At 50.2% G+C, this 15,956-nt stretch carries 18 protein-coding genes; 9 read left to right on the top strand and 9 right to left on the bottom strand.

Annotated features, from left to right (window positions below; translation table 11 throughout):
* Positions 1-6 precede the first annotated feature (6 nt).
* The 3 genes from accA to G544_RS0108700 all read left to right on the top strand — a co-directional run bounded on the left by accA (position 7) and on the right by G544_RS0108700 (position 2,607).
* Positions 7-966, top strand: a complete 960-nt coding sequence (gene accA / locus G544_RS0108710) for an acetyl-CoA carboxylase carboxyl transferase subunit alpha (protein WP_027274242.1) — start codon at positions 7-9, stop codon at positions 964-966.
* 151 nt (positions 967-1,117) lie between these two features.
* Positions 1,118-1,498 carry a hypothetical protein gene (locus G544_RS0108705; RefSeq protein ID WP_027274241.1) on the top strand — a complete coding sequence of 127 codons (381 nt, stop codon included), beginning with the start codon at positions 1,118-1,120 and terminating at the stop codon, positions 1,496-1,498.
* A 281-nt stretch (positions 1,499-1,779) separates the two neighbouring features.
* Positions 1,780-2,607, top strand: coding sequence for a DUF4198 domain-containing protein (locus tag G544_RS0108700; protein WP_027274240.1), 828 nt, complete (start codon positions 1,780-1,782; stop codon positions 2,605-2,607).
* 70 nt (positions 2,608-2,677) lie between these two features.
* Here the strand turns inward: G544_RS0108700 and G544_RS0108695 are convergent, their stop codons facing one another.
* The 3 genes from G544_RS0108695 to symE form a co-directional block, all read right to left on the bottom strand.
* The gene (locus G544_RS0108695; RefSeq protein WP_051155651.1) at positions 2,678-3,052 is read right to left on the bottom strand and encodes a hypothetical protein; all 375 of its coding nucleotides are present in this window, start codon (positions 3,050-3,052) and stop codon (positions 2,678-2,680) included.
* A 74-nt stretch (positions 3,053-3,126) separates the two neighbouring features.
* Positions 3,127-3,873 (bottom strand): FCD domain-containing protein, encoded by a 747-nt coding sequence (locus G544_RS0108690; protein ID WP_027274238.1) that lies wholly within the window; start codon positions 3,871-3,873, stop codon positions 3,127-3,129.
* Positions 3,874-4,266: 393 nt separating this feature from the next.
* Positions 4,267-4,596, bottom strand: a complete 330-nt coding sequence (gene symE / locus G544_RS0108685) for an endoribonuclease SymE (protein WP_027274237.1) — start codon at positions 4,594-4,596, stop codon at positions 4,267-4,269.
* 506 nt (positions 4,597-5,102) lie between these two features.
* Between symE and G544_RS0108680 the strand changes: the two genes are divergently transcribed.
* From G544_RS0108680 to cspE, 5 genes are all read left to right on the top strand, one after another.
* The gene (locus tag G544_RS0108680; RefSeq protein WP_027274236.1) at positions 5,103-6,029 is read left to right on the top strand and encodes a hypothetical protein; all 927 of its coding nucleotides are present in this window, start codon (positions 5,103-5,105) and stop codon (positions 6,027-6,029) included.
* Between the two features lie 639 nt (positions 6,030-6,668).
* Positions 6,669-6,938 (top strand): hypothetical protein, encoded by a 270-nt coding sequence (locus G544_RS0108675; RefSeq protein WP_027274235.1) that lies wholly within the window; start codon positions 6,669-6,671, stop codon positions 6,936-6,938.
* 80 nt (positions 6,939-7,018) lie between these two features.
* A complete protein-coding gene (locus tag G544_RS0108670) occupies positions 7,019-7,477 on the top strand; it encodes a hypothetical protein (RefSeq protein WP_027274234.1) in 459 nt (152 codons plus the stop codon).
* A complete protein-coding gene (locus G544_RS22150) occupies positions 7,474-8,343 on the top strand; it encodes a hypothetical protein (RefSeq protein WP_147654612.1) in 870 nt (289 codons plus the stop codon). Before G544_RS0108670 ends, G544_RS22150 begins: the two co-directional genes overlap by 4 nt.
* A 443-nt stretch (positions 8,344-8,786) precedes the next feature.
* Positions 8,787-8,999: a transcription antiterminator/RNA stability regulator CspE gene (cspE, locus tag G544_RS0108665; RefSeq protein WP_027274233.1), complete on the top strand. Its 213-nt coding sequence runs from the start codon at positions 8,787-8,789 to the stop codon at positions 8,997-8,999.
* Positions 9,000-9,112: 113 nt separating this feature from the next.
* Here cspE and G544_RS0108660 read toward each other — a convergent pair whose 3' ends face one another.
* Positions 9,113-9,652, bottom strand: a complete 540-nt coding sequence (locus G544_RS0108660; protein WP_027274232.1) for a DUF2058 domain-containing protein — start codon at positions 9,650-9,652, stop codon at positions 9,113-9,115.
* A 344-nt stretch (positions 9,653-9,996) separates the two neighbouring features.
* Between G544_RS0108660 and G544_RS0108655 the strand changes: the two genes are divergently transcribed.
* Positions 9,997-10,578, top strand: a complete 582-nt coding sequence (locus tag G544_RS0108655; RefSeq protein WP_245614556.1) for a histidine phosphatase family protein — start codon at positions 9,997-9,999, stop codon at positions 10,576-10,578.
* Between the two features lie 95 nt (positions 10,579-10,673).
* On the opposite strand, the gene G544_RS0108650 is transcribed toward G544_RS0108655, so the two are convergent.
* From G544_RS0108650 to G544_RS0108630, 5 genes are all read right to left on the bottom strand, one after another.
* On the bottom strand, positions 10,674-11,102 hold the full coding sequence (locus tag G544_RS0108650) for a hypothetical protein (RefSeq protein WP_027274230.1): 429 nt from the start codon (positions 11,100-11,102) through the stop codon (positions 10,674-10,676).
* A 59-nt stretch (positions 11,103-11,161) separates the two neighbouring features.
* On the bottom strand, positions 11,162-12,760 hold the full coding sequence (locus G544_RS0108645) for an ABC-F family ATPase (protein ID WP_027274229.1): 1,599 nt from the start codon (positions 12,758-12,760) through the stop codon (positions 11,162-11,164).
* A 215-nt stretch (positions 12,761-12,975) separates the two neighbouring features.
* Positions 12,976-13,614, bottom strand: coding sequence for a bifunctional 4-hydroxy-2-oxoglutarate aldolase/2-dehydro-3-deoxy-phosphogluconate aldolase (locus tag G544_RS0108640; RefSeq protein ID WP_027274228.1), 639 nt, complete (start codon positions 13,612-13,614; stop codon positions 12,976-12,978).
* An 88-nt stretch (positions 13,615-13,702) separates the two neighbouring features.
* Entirely contained in the window at positions 13,703-15,022 is a 1,320-nt protein-coding gene (locus G544_RS0108635; protein WP_027274227.1) for a gluconate:H+ symporter, read from the bottom strand.
* A gap of 143 nt (positions 15,023-15,165) precedes the next feature.
* Complete coding sequence (locus G544_RS0108630; RefSeq protein WP_027274226.1) at positions 15,166-15,924, bottom strand: glucose 1-dehydrogenase; 759 nt, start codon at positions 15,922-15,924, stop codon at positions 15,166-15,168.
* Positions 15,925-15,956 lie beyond the last annotated feature (32 nt).

The following is a 15,956-nucleotide window of genomic DNA, read 5'->3' as shown; positions in this document are numbered from 1 at the left end:
AATGCTATGAGCCTGAATTTTCTAGATTTTGAACAGCCGATTGCCGAGCTGGAAGCGAAAATTGATTCGCTAAAGTCAATCGGTCTTCAAGACGAGAAGCTGGATATTAACCTCGACGAGGAGGTTAAGCGCCTGCGCGAAAAGAGCCTTGAGCTGACCCAAAAGATTTTCTCTGAGCTGGGCGCCTGGCAGATTGCCCAGCTGGCGCGCCATCCGCGTCGTCCCTACACGCTGGACTACGTTTCGCACATCTTTACCGACTTCGACGAGCTGGCAGGGGATCGCGCCTACGCCGACGATAAGGCTATCGTCGGGGGCATCGCTCGCCTTGACGGCCGTCCGGTGATGGTGATTGGCCACCAGAAGGGCCGCGAAACCAAAGAAAAAATTCGCCGCAACTTCGGCATGCCCGCGCCGGAAGGCTACCGCAAGGCCCTGCGCCTGATGGAGATGGCCGAGCGCTTCAACCTGCCGATTATCACCTTTATCGACACGCCGGGCGCCTATCCGGGCGTTGGCGCGGAAGAGCGCGGCCAGTCTGAGGCGATTGCCCGCAACCTGCGCGAGATGTCTCGCCTGAGCGTACCGGTGGTTTGCACCGTGATCGGCGAAGGCGGCTCCGGCGGCGCGCTGGCTATCGGTGTTGGCGACAAGGTCAACATGCTGCAATACAGCACTTATTCCGTTATTTCTCCGGAAGGCTGCGCCTCCATTCTGTGGAAGAGCGCCGATAAGGCGCCGCTGGCGGCTGAAGCAATGGGCATCATCGCCCCGCGCTTAAAAGAGCTCGGCCTTATCGACACGGTTATCCCTGAACCACTGGGCGGCGCACACCGCAACCCGGAAGAGATGGCGGCGAACCTGAAGGCCCAGCTCCTCGCCGATCTGGACGATCTGGCTCCGCTGGATAAAGAGATGCTGATTGACCGCCGCTACCAGCGGCTGATGAACTACGGCTACTGCTGATAGCCGTTTTATTGAGTTTTAATAGCCGCCTTGGGTTTCCAGGCGGCTTTTTTATTGCAGGTATAACAGCGTGACGTATGGGCGTGGCTTTTGGATGCCCAACATGAATGCTTGCTCGTACAATGATGATGGAATTTAGCGGTGAACGGATATGAAGCATTACGCCAGACTTATTGCCCAGAATGAACATATAGAGGAAGAGGTGGTTTTATCTGTCGGTAATTACACCATTACCTGCTTTGTAAACTATGTGCCCTATCCGCTGGAGATAAATAAAATTTATCCCGTTGAGCTGAGCTTTACTTTCCTGCACGACTTCCACATAGAAGAAACGAAGAGAGAGAACTACGTTCTGGAAAGGGTTGGCGATAGCTTTGCGTACAACGTCAGAGGCATTCTGGTTTATGACACGGTGATCGTTGACGGCATCGCATTTCAGGATGAGATGTTTATTGATGACTACCTCTATCTGGATAAGCAGTTCATACAGTTTAAAGCGGATAGAATTGGCGTGGCGTTTTTGGAAGAATAAAGTATGGCATCATAGTAAGTTTACTAACAATATGATTTTACTAATTTAAATTCATATCCTTTCAGTTTGGCTACCCCGCTGATTGTTCACGCGCATCACATCTCACTAAAAATAGCCTTTTCAGATCCTCTTCCTATCGTCAGCGCATCGGCGTTTGTTGCATTATGATATGTTATATTATAACATAAATAAGTTGATAATAGTTATTATTAACATTGAATCCCAAGCGCCCGCGTGAAAGCGAGCGCTAACTTTTGGCATGGAAAAGGAGATACAAAACGATGAAACTGCGTTTGTTAACCGCGCTGTGCGCTACGGCGCTGCTGAGCGCACCGGCGCTGGCGCACGAGCTTTGGATTAACGTGGCCAACACGCTGGTCGGCCAGCCGATGGTGGTTGAGATGGGCTATGGCGATAACTTCCCCGAGCCGGAGGCGATTGCCGCCGATCGCCTGGCGATCTTCTCACCCGCCAGGCTGGTTAGCGCGGCGGGTGAGGTAAAGCTTGAGCAGAAGGGGGAGAACTACCGCTATGTGAGCACCAAGCCGGCAGTCGAAGGCAGCTACCTGGCGATCGCTACCTATAATCCCACCTACTGGGCGAAAAACAAGAACGGCTGGAAGCAGCAGTCGCGCAGAGAGATGACCGACGCCTCCTACTGCCAGCTGGCGTCGATGTACGGCAAAACGGTAGTCAACGTCGGCAATAAGGGCGACGCGGCGTTTATCAGCCAGCCGCAGGGCATTCCGCTGGAGATCGTGCCGCTGGCCGACCCGGCGACGTTGAAGGGCGGGCAGAGCCTGCCGGTCGAGCTGCGCTATCAGGGCAAGCCGCTGGCTAACCATAAAGTGAGCGCCAGCTACGCGGGCTACGAAGACCCCCATCACCACCACAAGCACGGCGACCACCGCCACCTGGAGGCCGCGTTTAGCGCCAAAACCGACGATAAGGGCAGGCTCTCCGTACCCGTTGACCGCGATGGCTACTGGGTGATTTTCGCCGACAAGGTAACGCCGATTGCCGATAAGAACGTGTGCGATGAAGAGAAGGTAAAAACTACGTTTACGTTTAACGTCGGGCAGGACGTAGGGCAGAAAGCAGGGAAATAAAAGGCGAAGCAGTGGCGTTTCGTTTTTTTAAGCGGCCGGAGGCGGCCGCTTTTTTCTTTAAGCCGCAGGGCTAGTGGGGCAGCTCTCCCCGCCGATAGGACGCCCAGAGAAACGCCGTCGGCCAGCTTTCCTCTTCCCCCAGCGCCAGGCTTTTGGCTATCAGCTCCACGTCATCCGATACCCTTGCGGCGGCGTCAGCGTCCTGAATGACACGATAGGCGCCTTTGAACGCCAGCTCTCTCAGCCTGTCGATAAGCCGGTTTACCTCTTCGGAAAAGGTTTCCTGGCTCAGGCGGTCAAACTCTGCCATCCAGCGTTCGTCGAAGTCGGCCTCGTCTCTGGCGTCGAGCGCGCTGTATAGGTCGATATGCTGGAGGAAGTCGAAGAAGGTTGGGGTGGTCAGCTGGGATTCGATTTCTGTGAGGGAGCGTATTGCCGTGTTCATATGAAGACCCTGTGCGGTATTGTTTATACGAAACGGAAAAATAGCGGCAGTCGCCTGCCGCCTTGGCATCTAACTCAAGACTTTCCCTTCGGCATCTCAAGCGGGATGGAGTCGAACAAGAACCTGTCAAAGGACGGCTGCTCGTGGCACTCCAACTGCTTGGTGACGCGCTCCTTGACGTTCTCCAGGTGCTGCCACATGCTCAGGCGCGCGGCGACCGGGTCTTTACGCTGGAGGGCGGCGACGATCTCTTCGTGCTCCGCGTAGCCTTTCCTGCTGTACTCCCCCTGATCGGACTCTTTGGCCAGCATCTGCCAGAGAGGATCTCGGTTGCGAACGTCCCATATGTAGCGGACTATCTCCGCCAGCATGGCGTTTTGCGTCGAGGCGGCGATGGCGCAGTGGAACTGGGCGTCGAGGGACTGGTCGGGCGGAGAGTCCAGCAGCTTTTTCTCCTGCTCGAGAATTTCATACAGCTTGGCCAGATCGCTTTTGACTATCTGGGTGGCGGCGAAGGCGGCGATGCTGGTTTCGATAAGCTGCCGGGCCTGCAGCAGCTCGAACGGGCCGGACTTACCGTCGAGAAAGGAGTTAATGACGGTCTCGTTTTTTAATACGTAAACGCCGGAGCTTTTTCTTATATCGATAAAGCCTTCGGCTTCCAATAAAATCATCGCCTCCCGAATAACGGCGCGGCCAACGCCAAAGGTTTCAGCCAGCGTTCTTTCCGTTGGCAATTTATCGCCGACTTTATAAACTCCGTCTGATAGCTGCTGTTTTATTGCTGTTGCAATTTCTTTATATAAACGTGTATCAGTCATGTGTTTTAATCCTTTCAGTTGCTTGATTATCAGCACATTCGGTTAGTACGTCAAGCAATGCCGCGGGCTGGCGGCGGTTGGCGCGGCGTGCGGTCATGGGGGACTGTTCGGGTAGGAGAGAGCTGATGTAAGGTTAAGGACGGTTTTTCATGAAAGTACGCTAAGCATAGAGGGCGGGTTTATATTTTTCTTTTTTCATTTTTGGCGCGCGTAAATTGACAGATATTATTATATTTCGCCTTTTTATTGAGTTGATTTTCAGTTTATTAAACGTTTCTAAAACGAGGGTGAATATTTTTAAATAGGCTGAATGGCATAAAGTGAGTTTTTAAGAATGCGGCTATTTCGATGGACTTGATTTGGCTCCGGCCGCGGGGCCGGAGCGCCGGTTGCTTAGGCTCTGCCGCCGTTTGCCACCGCGTCGATCAGCGCCTGCACCTGCCGCTGCTTGCTGGCGGAGAATTTACACACCCTTTTCAGCGACGTCATCAGCTCCGGCTCTGGCCGCTTGGCAGTGATGACGATACAGCCGTTCATCACCCGCACGTTCACCTTGGTGCCGGTATCAAAACCGGCGGCCGCCAGCCACTGGCCCTTTAGGCTAAGGGCGGGAATTAACTTATTACTTGAGTAATGGCTCACGTAACCCACCGTATAACGGTGAAAATTTTCCGGAGAGACTTCTGATTCGGGGATTTCTACAATACAATCTTTTTCAGCCATGATGACTACCTATGTTAGTTGTTGCGGTTAGCGTCGTGAGCGTGTTGCACCACGTTCACGGCGTGCATAAAAACCTCCCAAAAATATCCAGTTATAAGAGAAAAGTCCAAATGAAAGTGGATGTAAATTTGGAAAGGGGGAGTGTGAGGTGGGTTCCAGAATAATTTGAGATGTATATCTAAAGATGGTTTTTGAAATAAGACTGTCAACTAATATTTCTTGTCGTTCAACTCTGGGTTGGGTTATTTGATATTAGGAATAAAAATAATTGTTACGCAAAATCTATAACATGCAATAAAAGTAGTTCATTAATATAATTAAATGCTGTGTAGTCTATTGACTGTCTTTGGATTTTTTCATACTGTATAGAAAAGGTTCTGCGCAGACCTGTCAGCCTGTAGACAAATCCGCCAACGCGCTTTTTACCCATTTAGCTTTTCAGAGCATATCCTTTTAACCTTGCTCTGTGTTTACAGGCCGCAGAGTATTTGTAAAAGGAATATGCAATGCTCCCTCATCTCAGCGTTAATGATACCCGCTATGTTCCGCCAGTAGATCAGCTACGCCAGCAAGCTCGTTTCCTTAGAGATCATTGCAATGTTAAACTGAGCCATGCTTATGAAATGGTAGCGTATTTTTATCGGCTTTCTAGCTGGGTAGATCTGATTGGTTACGCCAATAGTAATACAGTCATGGAAAACCAGCGAAGCGTTGCCAAAATGCGAGAAGAACTCCAGATATACAGAAACAGTTTATCATGTACTGACCTGCTGCGGGTAGCCCAATTAGAGGCGAGCCAAGGAACCTTAACTGAAGCTGTTGAGAAAGACCGCATAAAAACACTAAACGATCTGGATATCGTCCAGTTTTATAATAGCTTGTATAATCAGGAGTATTGGAGTGAGCCAGTTCCAGTTTCCTTGTATGACGTACTTGATGCGACTGACCGATGCCTGGTGTTACTTGCCAAACGGACAGCATTGAGAGGGAGAGTTAAAAAAGTAAATCCCCACATTAGCTTTCCTTGGTTTGGGGTCAAAATGTATGGATATCTGTATGTTAATGGAAGCACGTTGAACTACGAATGCCGAGAGCTGGACAGCTTTCTCTGGCCTTCAGAAAAGCAATACAAAAAAGTATTTAGCAGGCCTTGGTTTGTTGCCTATGTCAGTGGCTTTATTCGTACTCAACTTCGCTCGCTTTGTATTTCCGGTTTTTCAGGAAAGGCGTCTTTTGCGAGAGTAAATGATATCGATTTGGTTTTAGGGCAAACGATACAACCATACCTTGATGGGGATGAATATTTAAATGACGATGAAGTAATAAGAACCTCAATAAATAAAATTGTTGAAAAGTTGCTCAGCATGGGAGGTGTTAGGGATACAAAAAAAGAAAATATAACCTTCACTTTCGGTAATGGTGAGGTGTATTGATGGAACTTCCATTTTTGGACCAGCTTAGTGGATTGTCACCTTCGGCAGTCTCATTTATTATATTTGCAGGTGTAATATGTACTTTGGCTAAACAAGGCTGCTTTCCCTCTCTATCGCAGCGCCAGTTTTTTTGTCTGATAATGATATTTTCAGGAATTATCAGTTTTAAAGCTTTGTTTGGATAAACGGTAATATGAGAAATAGGTAAATGCTAAGGTACAGTACTTGACGCTCTTACGCGCTATTTACATTTATTAGAGAAGGATTACTGGAAAAAATTATCTACTAGTACGTTGAGCTAACAGCAGAATGCGAAGGTTTTGTCTATGAACTGGCCAAGAATCTCAAAATCTCAACAAGTCTGATCGCCAACAGGAGATCATTATCGTTGAAGCTGTACGTTTCTCTGAAATGGCTCAGCAATTCAGATGTGATAAACCAACCTAAATCTGCAAGCGATATCCGTAGGCGCTATTTAAAAAAGACTCTCACTACATTATTAAGGTTGGTGTATGGGAGATCGACGAGGGGAAAGTAAGGCGACAAATGGGTCCGTAGATCACTGTTAAATATTACAGGAAGTAATTAGAGGATTTTTGTTCTAAAATTCATTTCATCATAAAGAATGGCGCGGATAAAATGAGAAATACTATTGAAGTGCTGAGTGAGGTAAGTTTTAAGTCAGTACTTTCTCAATCATGTGAAGGAATTACGGCCTTAACGCTATTGTGTCTGATTGATTGGCCTGATAGGGTGCAGAGGCAGTGCTTTGTGAAAATTTTTTCAGATGACTGTGCGATTGGTGTTTTCAATGAAATTTTGGGATATTTGCTCTCTAAAGCAGAAGATCTTCCGGTTGCACCAAAGGCAGGTGTGTTGATTCTCCCTGATGCGCTTAATCTCAACTAAGCATCCCTGTTGCTCCAGTGGCATTTGTAACTAGCAAAATTGATGGGAGGTCGCCTAGTAGTGTTCATAGTGTAGGTGACATGATTCAGTTTGAGAGTTTATACAACATTCTAAATGATTGGGATAAGTTGCATCATGCAATCGCTTTTGATGAGTGGGTTGCCAATCAGGATCGTAATCTTGGGAACGTGATAATCGGGATAAACAATTCAGTCACTCTGATTGATCATAGCAGTCTCCCCGTTCATTTGACTTGGACACCAGAAATGCTGGACATTGCATTGGAACCGAGAAACATTTTAAGTGATGTCTTCCGGGAAATACCAACCCTTCAACAAAAGATGGGGATTTTGGAAGGGGCTTCTCACCAACAATTAAGTCTTAACTTAATAAAAGAAGAGCTTATGCATTGGGCGAATAAAATGTTAAATAATGAACAAATAGAAAAATTAACTACATTCTTAGAATGTCGAGCTGAATTCTCACATGACAGGTTAAGTAAGAAATATGGAGTATTAGCGTTGGCAGGTGTCGCATGATTGACTTTTCGTCATTAATAAACGAGCACTCCAACAAACCTATAGTAAGTGGAGAGTGGTTTACTATTCAATGGACACCTGATCTTGCGACAGGGGAGAGGCTAAATATAGGTGTTGTATTTAAGAATTCTACAGGTGGCTCTTTTGTTCAAGTTTTAGATTACTTTGATAGGATACAATGCCTGTATTCTCAATCTGCGATATTTCATCTACGACTAGCTTGTGAGGTAGCAAAAGAAGTCGCATTGTCTGAACAGTATGAGGAGATTACCTCATTGGGTGGAGTAACATTCGTATCTAATGGATATGCACAAGGAGAGTCCGTTGATGATGTAGTCTCTTCACTTTTTACTAATGTTGTTACACTATCAATAAAGCGAACTAAGCAAAAAGAAAGGGTATATTATCCAATAAGTAGAGAACGGTTATATAACATAATGGATAGTCGCCTTAAGTTATCGCTTGATTATCATGAATATTTTGGGATGGTTGAACCAACACCTTTAAAGAAAGTTAATTTAGGTAACCAGGTTCAGTCTTTATTTCTTCCATATAAGGCAGGCAATGCAATAGGAACTATAGCATCAGCGGCTTATTCGGATGAAAATGTAGCTAAATGCCATCTCTATGACGCTCAGCGGGATGTGTCTTTAGCTTTGTCTAATTTTTCAGAATATAATTCTGGTGGGATTTTTATTTTATCACCAAGTAATGAGTTAAAATCAGAAAAAAGAGATCAGGTTGATTTGGAAATTGATAAATTTTGTTGGTATTTAAAGACTCAGAGTGTATTTACAGTAGTTGATAGTGAACCGGATAGTTTGGCTGACAATGCCGCTCATTGGTATCGTCGATTAGCTGCATAACAAACTCATTTAGTTTATGGTCGCCTGATAAACAACCAAATGAGCAATGGCGAGATGGCTGTTAATTGGCTGAGCTTCACGGTTATTTTTTAATTAAATTACCGTCTGTGAATGCAGTCAAAGCCAATGGGACTGTGCTTTTTTATTTTCTTCCACAGTCACCCTTACCTGAAAACCAACAGCCATACAGCCATCCAGACATTTAAGCGCTTAAAATAAAAAACATAAGTGTTGCATAATGAATTTCTCTATGTCTTAATAGCTCTCGGTTTGGAAGTCAGACCTTATGAAAGCAGTTTTAGTAAAGCAGTCCTCAGTTCAAGTGTTATCTGTAGATACCCTTCTTCGTGAGCCTCCTCCTAAGTGCCCAAGTAAGTCACTCTTTAAGTACAGGCCACCATCGCCGCTCTTAGTGGCTCATCAAATTAATTAAGGAAGTATCTATGTCTAACAAAATGACTGGTTTAGTAAAATGGTTTAACTCTGATAAAGGTTTTGGCTTTATCACTCCGGACAACGGCAGCAAGGATGTATTCGTACATTTCTCTGCTATCCAGAGCGACAACTACAAAACTCTAGATGAAGGTCAGAAGGTTTCCTTCACCATTGAAAATGGCGCTAAAGGCCCTGCGGCTGGAAACGTCGTCGGCCTGTAAGCCGCGCTAACTATCAGTGATGCTTACGGCACTAATGAAGGCAATAGCCTGAGCCGCTAAGCTCCGTTGATAAGAAAAAACCCGCCATGTGCGGGTTTTTTACTATGTTCATTTCACCACATCAAATCATCCGGCACCTTAAAATCAGCATACGGGTCGTCCTCGTCCTGCTCTTCCTGACTCAGTGCGCTGTTTAACACAATAAAGCTCGCATCCCGCTGGGCAATCTTATCGGCGACGCTGGCGGGGATAATCGCGTATTCACTCTCACCGTTGCTATCAACCGCTAAACGAGCAATGGCGAGACGACCGCTAATCAGCTGAGCCTGAGTCAGCTTATCCACGGTGATTTTTTTAATTAAGTTACCGTCCGTGAAGTTAAAGCCAATATCACCTCTTGAAACGTCGATGCGGTTCATTTCAATCAGCTGCTTCACCTGCGCCTTGTATTCTTTAGATAACGCAGCCTGCTTTTGCTGCTCGCTTAGCTGCTTATCACGCTCAAGCTGGGCCTTTTTATTCTCTTCCACGGCTTCCCTTGCCTCACGTGCCTGAACGCGTGATTTTTTCGCCGTTCTCTGGACTTTGGCCATCTTCTTGCTGCTTACTAATCCCGCTTTTAGCATCTGCTCTTGTAGGGTGAGTTTTGTCATCTTCGTTTCTGAGTCTGTTGGATAATGGGTGGGATTATACCCTAAATAATCGGCGTTGCAGGACCCCGATCGCGACGTGATTTGAGCTTAGGGAGCGTTATCAAAGGCCGACATGACCCGATCTAGGGATTAATTCTGCACTCAGTTATATTAGAACAGCGTTATTCCATTGGGTAGGATAACGTCGACTATGGACAATCATAACCATTCAGATAATCCAACCCCGCCTTATTTATGATTTATCTGTTAAAGTACGTAATGCTATACGATATGAATTATTATGGAAGGCCTTGGCATTCCTAATATATCTAGTTTCTGACGCTTAGGGATCAAATTAACAAGGAATGGACAAACTGGAAAAGATAAATATGGAAATTATTCTGATGCGTCACGGAAAACCCTCCTTCACTGGTGCTCCGAAAGTGTCTTCCCGTGAAATGGTTGATTGGACTACACAATATGATCTCTCTGATACAGGGAGTGACATGCCGCCTGAGTCAAGCCGCGTACTGGCGCGTAAAGCGCAGGTGGTTATTAGCAGCCCTCTACTCAGAGCGCTTTCATCCCTGAAGACGCTGGGCTGCGAGCCGGCACTCATTGATGAAGTATTCCGAGAAGCGGACCTGCCGCTACACCTTATACCTGGAGTACGGTTATCCCCCTTTTACTGGGCCGGTATTTTTCGTCTTATGTGGCTTTGCGGCATGCCCTGTAAGGTAGAATCTTTAGGAATGGCGAAAATGCGCGCGGCTCGGGCCGCTGGCATACTTGTCAATCTCGCCAGGGAATATAACGGTCCCGTATTGCTGATGGGCCACGGTATTATGAATCGACTTATCGCAAGGGAGCTAATGTTGCTTGGCTGGAAAGAGCATTGCCGCCCTGGAAAAGGATACTGGAATGCAGGCACTTACCAATTCCCGTAAGGGAAGGGGATAACTGTATTACCCCCCTTACTTATTACAGTCTGAAATGTTAGACGCGACAGTTTCTGACCTCTCGAATGACTACAAGCACAAATCTATCCACTAATCGCCCCAGCTTCGGCAATTAACTTTTCCAAAACCCCTTCCAATTCCTCTGACTGAGAAAACCCCACACAGTCATAAATCACCAAATTCACCCTAGCCAAATCTCCCTCACTCTGCTTGGCCTTATAAAAACTACCGGTCTTATCCTTTATAAACGCATTCAAAGCGTTGTCTTGCTCGGCGTTAAAAGCATACCCCAACTCAATATCAATAGACCCCTGCGTACCGTCTTTTAACGGCAGCTTGCCAAAGTCCACGCCCATGCTTTTATAGTTCTCGGTAATACAGCGCGCCAGCGAATAGGTTTTATATTCCGTTAGCAGTTCTTGGGCCGTGAGCGCCTTAGGCTCATTGGCCAACGCGCCGCCCGCCCATGCGCAAAACAGCAGGCTCAGCAGTAGAAGGGTTTTATTTCTCATCACACCAATTTCCTTATCAGCAAAAAAATGGCCCCATCAAGGGGCCGCTCGGTTACAGGCTAGTCGTTAATCCCCTGACTGCGCAGGTAGTCTTCATAGTTGCCGGTAAAGTCGATGACCTTCTGTGGCGTGATTTCGATAATGCGGGTTGCCAGCGAGCTCACGAACTCCCGGTCGTGGGAGACGAAAATCAGCGTGCCTTTGTACAGGTCCAGCGCCATGTTCAGCGACTCGATGGACTCCATGTCCAGGTGGTTGGTCGGTTCGTCCATCACCAGAATGTTTGGCTTGGTCATCATCAGCTTGCCGAACAGCATGCGGCCCTTTTCGCCGCCGGAGAGCACGGTCACCGACTTCTTGATGTCGTCCTGCGAGAACAGCAGGCGGCCGAGGATGCTGCGCACCGACTGCTCGTCGTCGCTCGGCTGCATCCACAGGCTCATCCAGTCAAACACCGTCATATCGATTTCAAAGTCGGTGGCGTGGTCCTGCGCGTAGTAGCCGAGGCTAGCGTTTTCAGACCACTTGAGCCGACCGGTATCTGGCGCAAGCTCGCCCATCAGGGTTTTCAGCAGCGTGGTTTTACCCACGCCGTTGGTGCCCAGCACCGCGACCTTTTCGCCGACTTCCAGCATCAGGTTCAGGTTTTTAAACAGCGGCGGGTTGCCGTCGTAGCCCTTGGACAGGTTCTCTACTTCCAAGGCGTTACGGAACAGCTTCTTGTCCTGCTCAAAGCGGATAAACGGGTTCTGGCGGCTGGAGGCCTTGACCTCCGCCAGCTCGATTTTTTCTATCTGACGGGCGCGGGACGTAGCCTGGCGCGACTTGGAGGCGTTGGCGCTAAAGCGGCTGACGAACGACTGCAGCTCGCTTATCTGCGCCTTCTTCTTGGCGTTGTCCGCCAGCAGGCGCTCGCGGGCCTGGGTCGACGCGGTCATATAGTCGTCGTAGTTGCCCGGATAAACGCGCAGCTCGCCGTAGTCCAGATCCGCCATGTGGGTACACACCATGTTCAGGAAGTGGCGGTCGTGCGAGATGATGATCATAGTGCTGTTGCGATCGTTCAGCGTCTGCTCGAGCCAGCGGATGGTGTCGATGTCCAGGTTGTTGGTCGGTTCGTCGAGCAGCAGGATGTCCGGATCGGCGAACAGCGCCTGCGCCAGCAGCACCCGCAGCTTCCAGCCGGGAGCGACTTCGCTCATCGGGCCGTAGTGCTGCTCAACGGGGATGCCGACGCCCAACAGCAGCTCACCGGCGCGGGACTCGGCGCTGTAGCCGTCCATCTCGCCGTACTGAACCTCAAGGTCGGCCACCTTCATGCCATCTTCTTCGCTCATGTCCGGCAGCGCGTAGATGCGGTCGCGCTCGGCCTTCACCGCCCACAGCTCCTCGTGGCCCATGATCACCGTGTCGAGAACGCTGTACTGTTCAAAGGCGAACTGGTCCTGCTTCAGCTTGCCCAGGCGCTCGTTCGGATCGAGGAACACGTTGCCAGCGGTAGGCGCAAGGTCGCCGCCGAGGATCTTCATAAAGGTGGACTTGCCGCTGCCGTTTGCGCCGATAAGGCCGTAGCGGTTGCCGCCGCCAAATTTGACGGAAATGTTTTCAAACAGCGGCTTGGAGCCGAACTGCATCGTGACGTTATTACTGATTAACAAGGCGAATACTCATTTGGTTAAAAAAAACGTGAAGTTGCGCATATTATGCCACAGTTTAGCGCAGTTTAGGTATTGCCGCGTTGGGGGATGCCCGCGTGAGGCGAGGGGAAGATAAGGGGATAAAACGTCAACGCGGCGGGCTTTCTCGCTTCCCGCCGCGCTGAACGCGTAGGCTATTGAACTTCTCGGGCTATGACTCGCTGATGCTATAGGTCTTAGCGTGCGCCTTCAACGGCCTCTTTCGCCATCTTGGTGATGGCGTCAAAGTCGCCCTGGGCAATGACGTCCGTCGGCACGAACCAGGAGCCGCCGACGCAGAGCACGTTTTTAAGGCTCAGATAGTCGCGATAGTTTTTAAGGCTGATGCCGCCGGTCGGGCAGAACTTGGCGTCCGGCATCGGGCCTGCAAAGGCTTTAAGCGCCGCCACGCCGCCGTTGATTTCCGCCGGGAAGAACTTAAAGCACTTAAGCCCGGCTTCGGCGCCGGTCATCAGCTCGCCGATGGTCGCGACGCCGGGGATCACCGGAACCGTGCCCTCAACCGCCGCTTTTAGCAGCCCGGGCGTCAGCCCCGGCGTGATGATAAATTCCACGCCCAGTTCGGCCACCTTTTTATACTGCTCGACGGTCGTTACCGTACCCGCTCCCACGACGGCCTCAGGCACTTCCGCCATGATTTTCCTGATGGCGTCGAGAGCGCAGGCGGTGCGCAGCGTGACTTCCAGCGTCTTAACGCCGCCGGCCACCAGCGCCTTGGCGAGCGGCACGGCGTCCTTGATGTCGTTAATAACGATAACCGGCACGACCGGGCCGAGCGTCAGGATCTGTTCTGCGGTTTTTTTCCAGCTTTTCATAGTTCCACCTCTTTGATGCTAATGAATAATTCGGTTTTTATCCGGGCCGCAGAAGCGGCGGCCCGGAGATGCCCGTATTAAAGACGCGTTAAAGAAACGCGTTGATGGCCAGGCAGCCGATCAGGCCGCACACGGAGATAATGGTTTCCAGCACTGACCAGGACTTCAGCGTTTCGACCACCGTCAGGTTGAAGTACTCCTTGATCATCCAGAAGCCGGGGTCGTTAACGTGCGAGAAGAACACGCTGCCGGAGCCCACCGCCAGCACCATCAGTTCGGGGCTGACGCCGGTCGCCTGAATCAGCGGATAGACGATGCCGCCGGTGGTCAGCGCGGTTACCGTCGCGGAGCCCAGCGCCAGACGGAGGATCACCGCGATGATCCACGCCAGCAGGATCGGCGAGAAGGAGAATGCGTGCATTTGGCTGGCGATGTAGTCCTTCACGCCGCTGTCGATAAGCACCTGCTTGAACGCGCCGCCCGCGCCGATAATCAGCAGCATCATGGCGATAAGCTTGGCGGAAGACTCAATGCTGGAGGTGATTTCGGCCACGGTCTTGCCGCGCTTGTAGCCAAAGGTGTAAAGCGCGACGATGGCGGCAATCAGCGTGGCGATAACCGGGTCGCCGAAGAACTCGGCGTAGGGCAGCACGGCGTGGCCCTTGGCCAGTGACATTTCCAGAACGGCGCGCAGCGCCATCAGGATAACCGGTATCAGCGCGGTAAAGACGCTGACGCCAAAGCCCGGCATTTCGTCTTCGCTGAACTCACGGTTGGCGAAGCCCATGTGGATTTCCGGGTTCATTCTGCGAATGTAGGGCATGCGCGCAAACAGAATGCCCGAGATGATAATGGCCGGAACGGCGATGATCACGCCGTAAATCAGCGTCCTGCCCATGTCGGCGTTAAAGATATTGGCGATCGCCGTCGGGCCAGGGTGGGGCGGCAGGAAGCAGTGGGTGACGGAGATGGCGGCCGCCATCGGGATGCCGACGTACAGCAGCGAAATCCGCAGCCTCAAGGCCAGCGTGATCACCAGCGGCATCAGCAGAATAATGCCGACTTCAAAGAACAGGGCAAAGCCGACGATAAAGCCGGTCGCCGCGACCGCTATCTGAATGTTCTTCTCGCCGAATTTATCGACCAGCGTCATGGCGATGCGCTGCGCGCCGCCGCTGTCGCCCAGAAGCTTGCCCAGCATGGCGCCGAAGCCCATGATAAGCGCCAGATTGCTTAACGTACCGCCTACGCCGTGCTTGATGGAGTCCAGCACGCCAAGAACGGACATTCCCTGAATCAGGCCGACGAACAGGGCGACTAAAATCAGCGCGACGAAGCAGTGAACCTTCAGCCGCAGCATTAAAAACAGTAGTAGAGCGACGCCTAAGGCAACGTATAAGAGGGGCATAACCTTCTCCCTGAGTAATATTTTAATTAGTGAATGTCTGCATATTGGCTAATGCGTTGCATTCTTTTTATTTCCGCGGTTTTCGAGCCGCCGACGGGCGGCGGCCGAAACCTGTCGGGTAGAGTACGTAGGACAAAGATGGGTTAGCGGCCCATCCAACCGCCGTCCACGACGATAGCGTGGCCGCTGATATAGTCGGAGGCCTTCGAGGCCAGGAACACCGCGGCGCCGCCGAGATCTTCCGGATTCCCCCAGCGGCCGGCCGGAATGCGCTCCATAATCTGACGATTGCGGACTTCGTCGTTCATCAGCGCGGTGTTCATTTCTGTCGCGATATAGCCCGGCGCGATGCAGTTAACGTTCACGCCCTTGGACGCCCATTCGTTGGACAGCGACTTGGAGAAGCCCATCACGGCCGACTTGGCCGCCGTATAGGCCGGAATAGTGAACCCGCCCTGGAAGGCTAGCAGCGAGGCAATGTTGATGATTTTACCGTAGCCGTTTTCGATCATGTGGCGACCGAAGGCCTGACACATAAAGAAGACCGCGTTCAGGTTGATGTCCAGCACCAGATCCCAATCCGCCTTCGGGAAATCGGCGGAAGGATGGCGGCGCTGGATGCCGGCGTTGTTGACCAGAATATCGATCTTTTTGTATTTCCCCAGAATGGCGCTAACCAGCTGGTCGTATTTATCGAATTCGGCCAGGTTGAAAATAAAGGTTTCACAGCTAACGCCGTAGGCCATAATGTCTTTTTCCGTCTGCTCGTTGCGATCGACGTCGACAATAATAATGTTAGCCCCGGCGTTTGCCAGGCTTTCGGCAAAGGATTTTCCCAATCCGCGCGATCCGCCCGTCACGATGGCGTTTTTCCCCGACAGGTCGAAAACGTTGTTTTTCATCTAAAGGTCCTCTTGTTTCATTCTTTGTTATT

The sequence above is a fragment of the Leminorella grimontii ATCC 33999 = DSM 5078 genome, from assembly GCF_000439085.1.
Classification (GTDB): domain Bacteria; phylum Pseudomonadota; class Gammaproteobacteria; order Enterobacterales; family Enterobacteriaceae; genus Leminorella; species Leminorella grimontii.
This window is presented reverse-complemented; position numbering and strand designations above follow the sequence as displayed.

Bases quoted from the DNA above. Each gene is read 5' to 3' on its own strand.
- G544_RS22150 (WP_147654612.1), top strand. From the start codon at position 7,474: ATGATTGACTTTTCGTCATTAATAAACGAGCACTCCAACAAACCTATA.
- G544_RS0108670 (WP_027274234.1), top strand. From the start codon at position 7,019: ATGATTCAGTTTGAGAGTTTATACAACATTCTAAATGATTGGGATAAG.
- G544_RS0108660 (WP_027274232.1), bottom strand. From the start codon at position 9,652: ATGACAAAACTCACCCTACAAGAGCAGATGCTAAAAGCGGGATTAGTA.
- cspE (WP_027274233.1), top strand. From the start codon at position 8,787: ATGTCTAACAAAATGACTGGTTTAGTAAAATGGTTTAACTCTGATAAA.
- G544_RS0108655 (WP_245614556.1), top strand. From the start codon at position 9,997: ATGGACAAACTGGAAAAGATAAATATGGAAATTATTCTGATGCGTCAC.
- G544_RS0108695 (WP_051155651.1), bottom strand. From the start codon at position 3,052: ATGAACACGGCAATACGCTCCCTCACAGAAATCGAATCCCAGCTGACC.
- G544_RS0108690 (WP_027274238.1), bottom strand. From the start codon at position 3,873: ATGACTGATACACGTTTATATAAAGAAATTGCAACAGCAATAAAACAG.
- G544_RS0108700 (WP_027274240.1), top strand. From the start codon at position 1,780: ATGAAACTGCGTTTGTTAACCGCGCTGTGCGCTACGGCGCTGCTGAGC.
- G544_RS0108675 (WP_027274235.1), top strand. From the start codon at position 6,669: ATGAGAAATACTATTGAAGTGCTGAGTGAGGTAAGTTTTAAGTCAGTA.
- G544_RS0108630 (WP_027274226.1), bottom strand. From the start codon at position 15,924: ATGAAAAACAACGTTTTCGACCTGTCGGGGAAAAACGCCATCGTGACG.
- symE (WP_027274237.1), bottom strand. From the start codon at position 4,596: ATGGCTGAAAAAGATTGTATTGTAGAAATCCCCGAATCAGAAGTCTCT.
- G544_RS0108650 (WP_027274230.1), bottom strand. From the start codon at position 11,102: ATGAGAAATAAAACCCTTCTACTGCTGAGCCTGCTGTTTTGCGCATGG.
- G544_RS0108635 (WP_027274227.1), bottom strand. From the start codon at position 15,022: ATGCCCCTCTTATACGTTGCCTTAGGCGTCGCTCTACTACTGTTTTTA.
- G544_RS0108640 (WP_027274228.1), bottom strand. From the start codon at position 13,614: ATGAAAAGCTGGAAAAAAACCGCAGAACAGATCCTGACGCTCGGCCCG.
- accA (WP_027274242.1), top strand. From the start codon at position 7: ATGAGCCTGAATTTTCTAGATTTTGAACAGCCGATTGCCGAGCTGGAA.
- G544_RS0108680 (WP_027274236.1), top strand. From the start codon at position 5,103: ATGCTCCCTCATCTCAGCGTTAATGATACCCGCTATGTTCCGCCAGTA.
- G544_RS0108705 (WP_027274241.1), top strand. From the start codon at position 1,118: ATGAAGCATTACGCCAGACTTATTGCCCAGAATGAACATATAGAGGAA.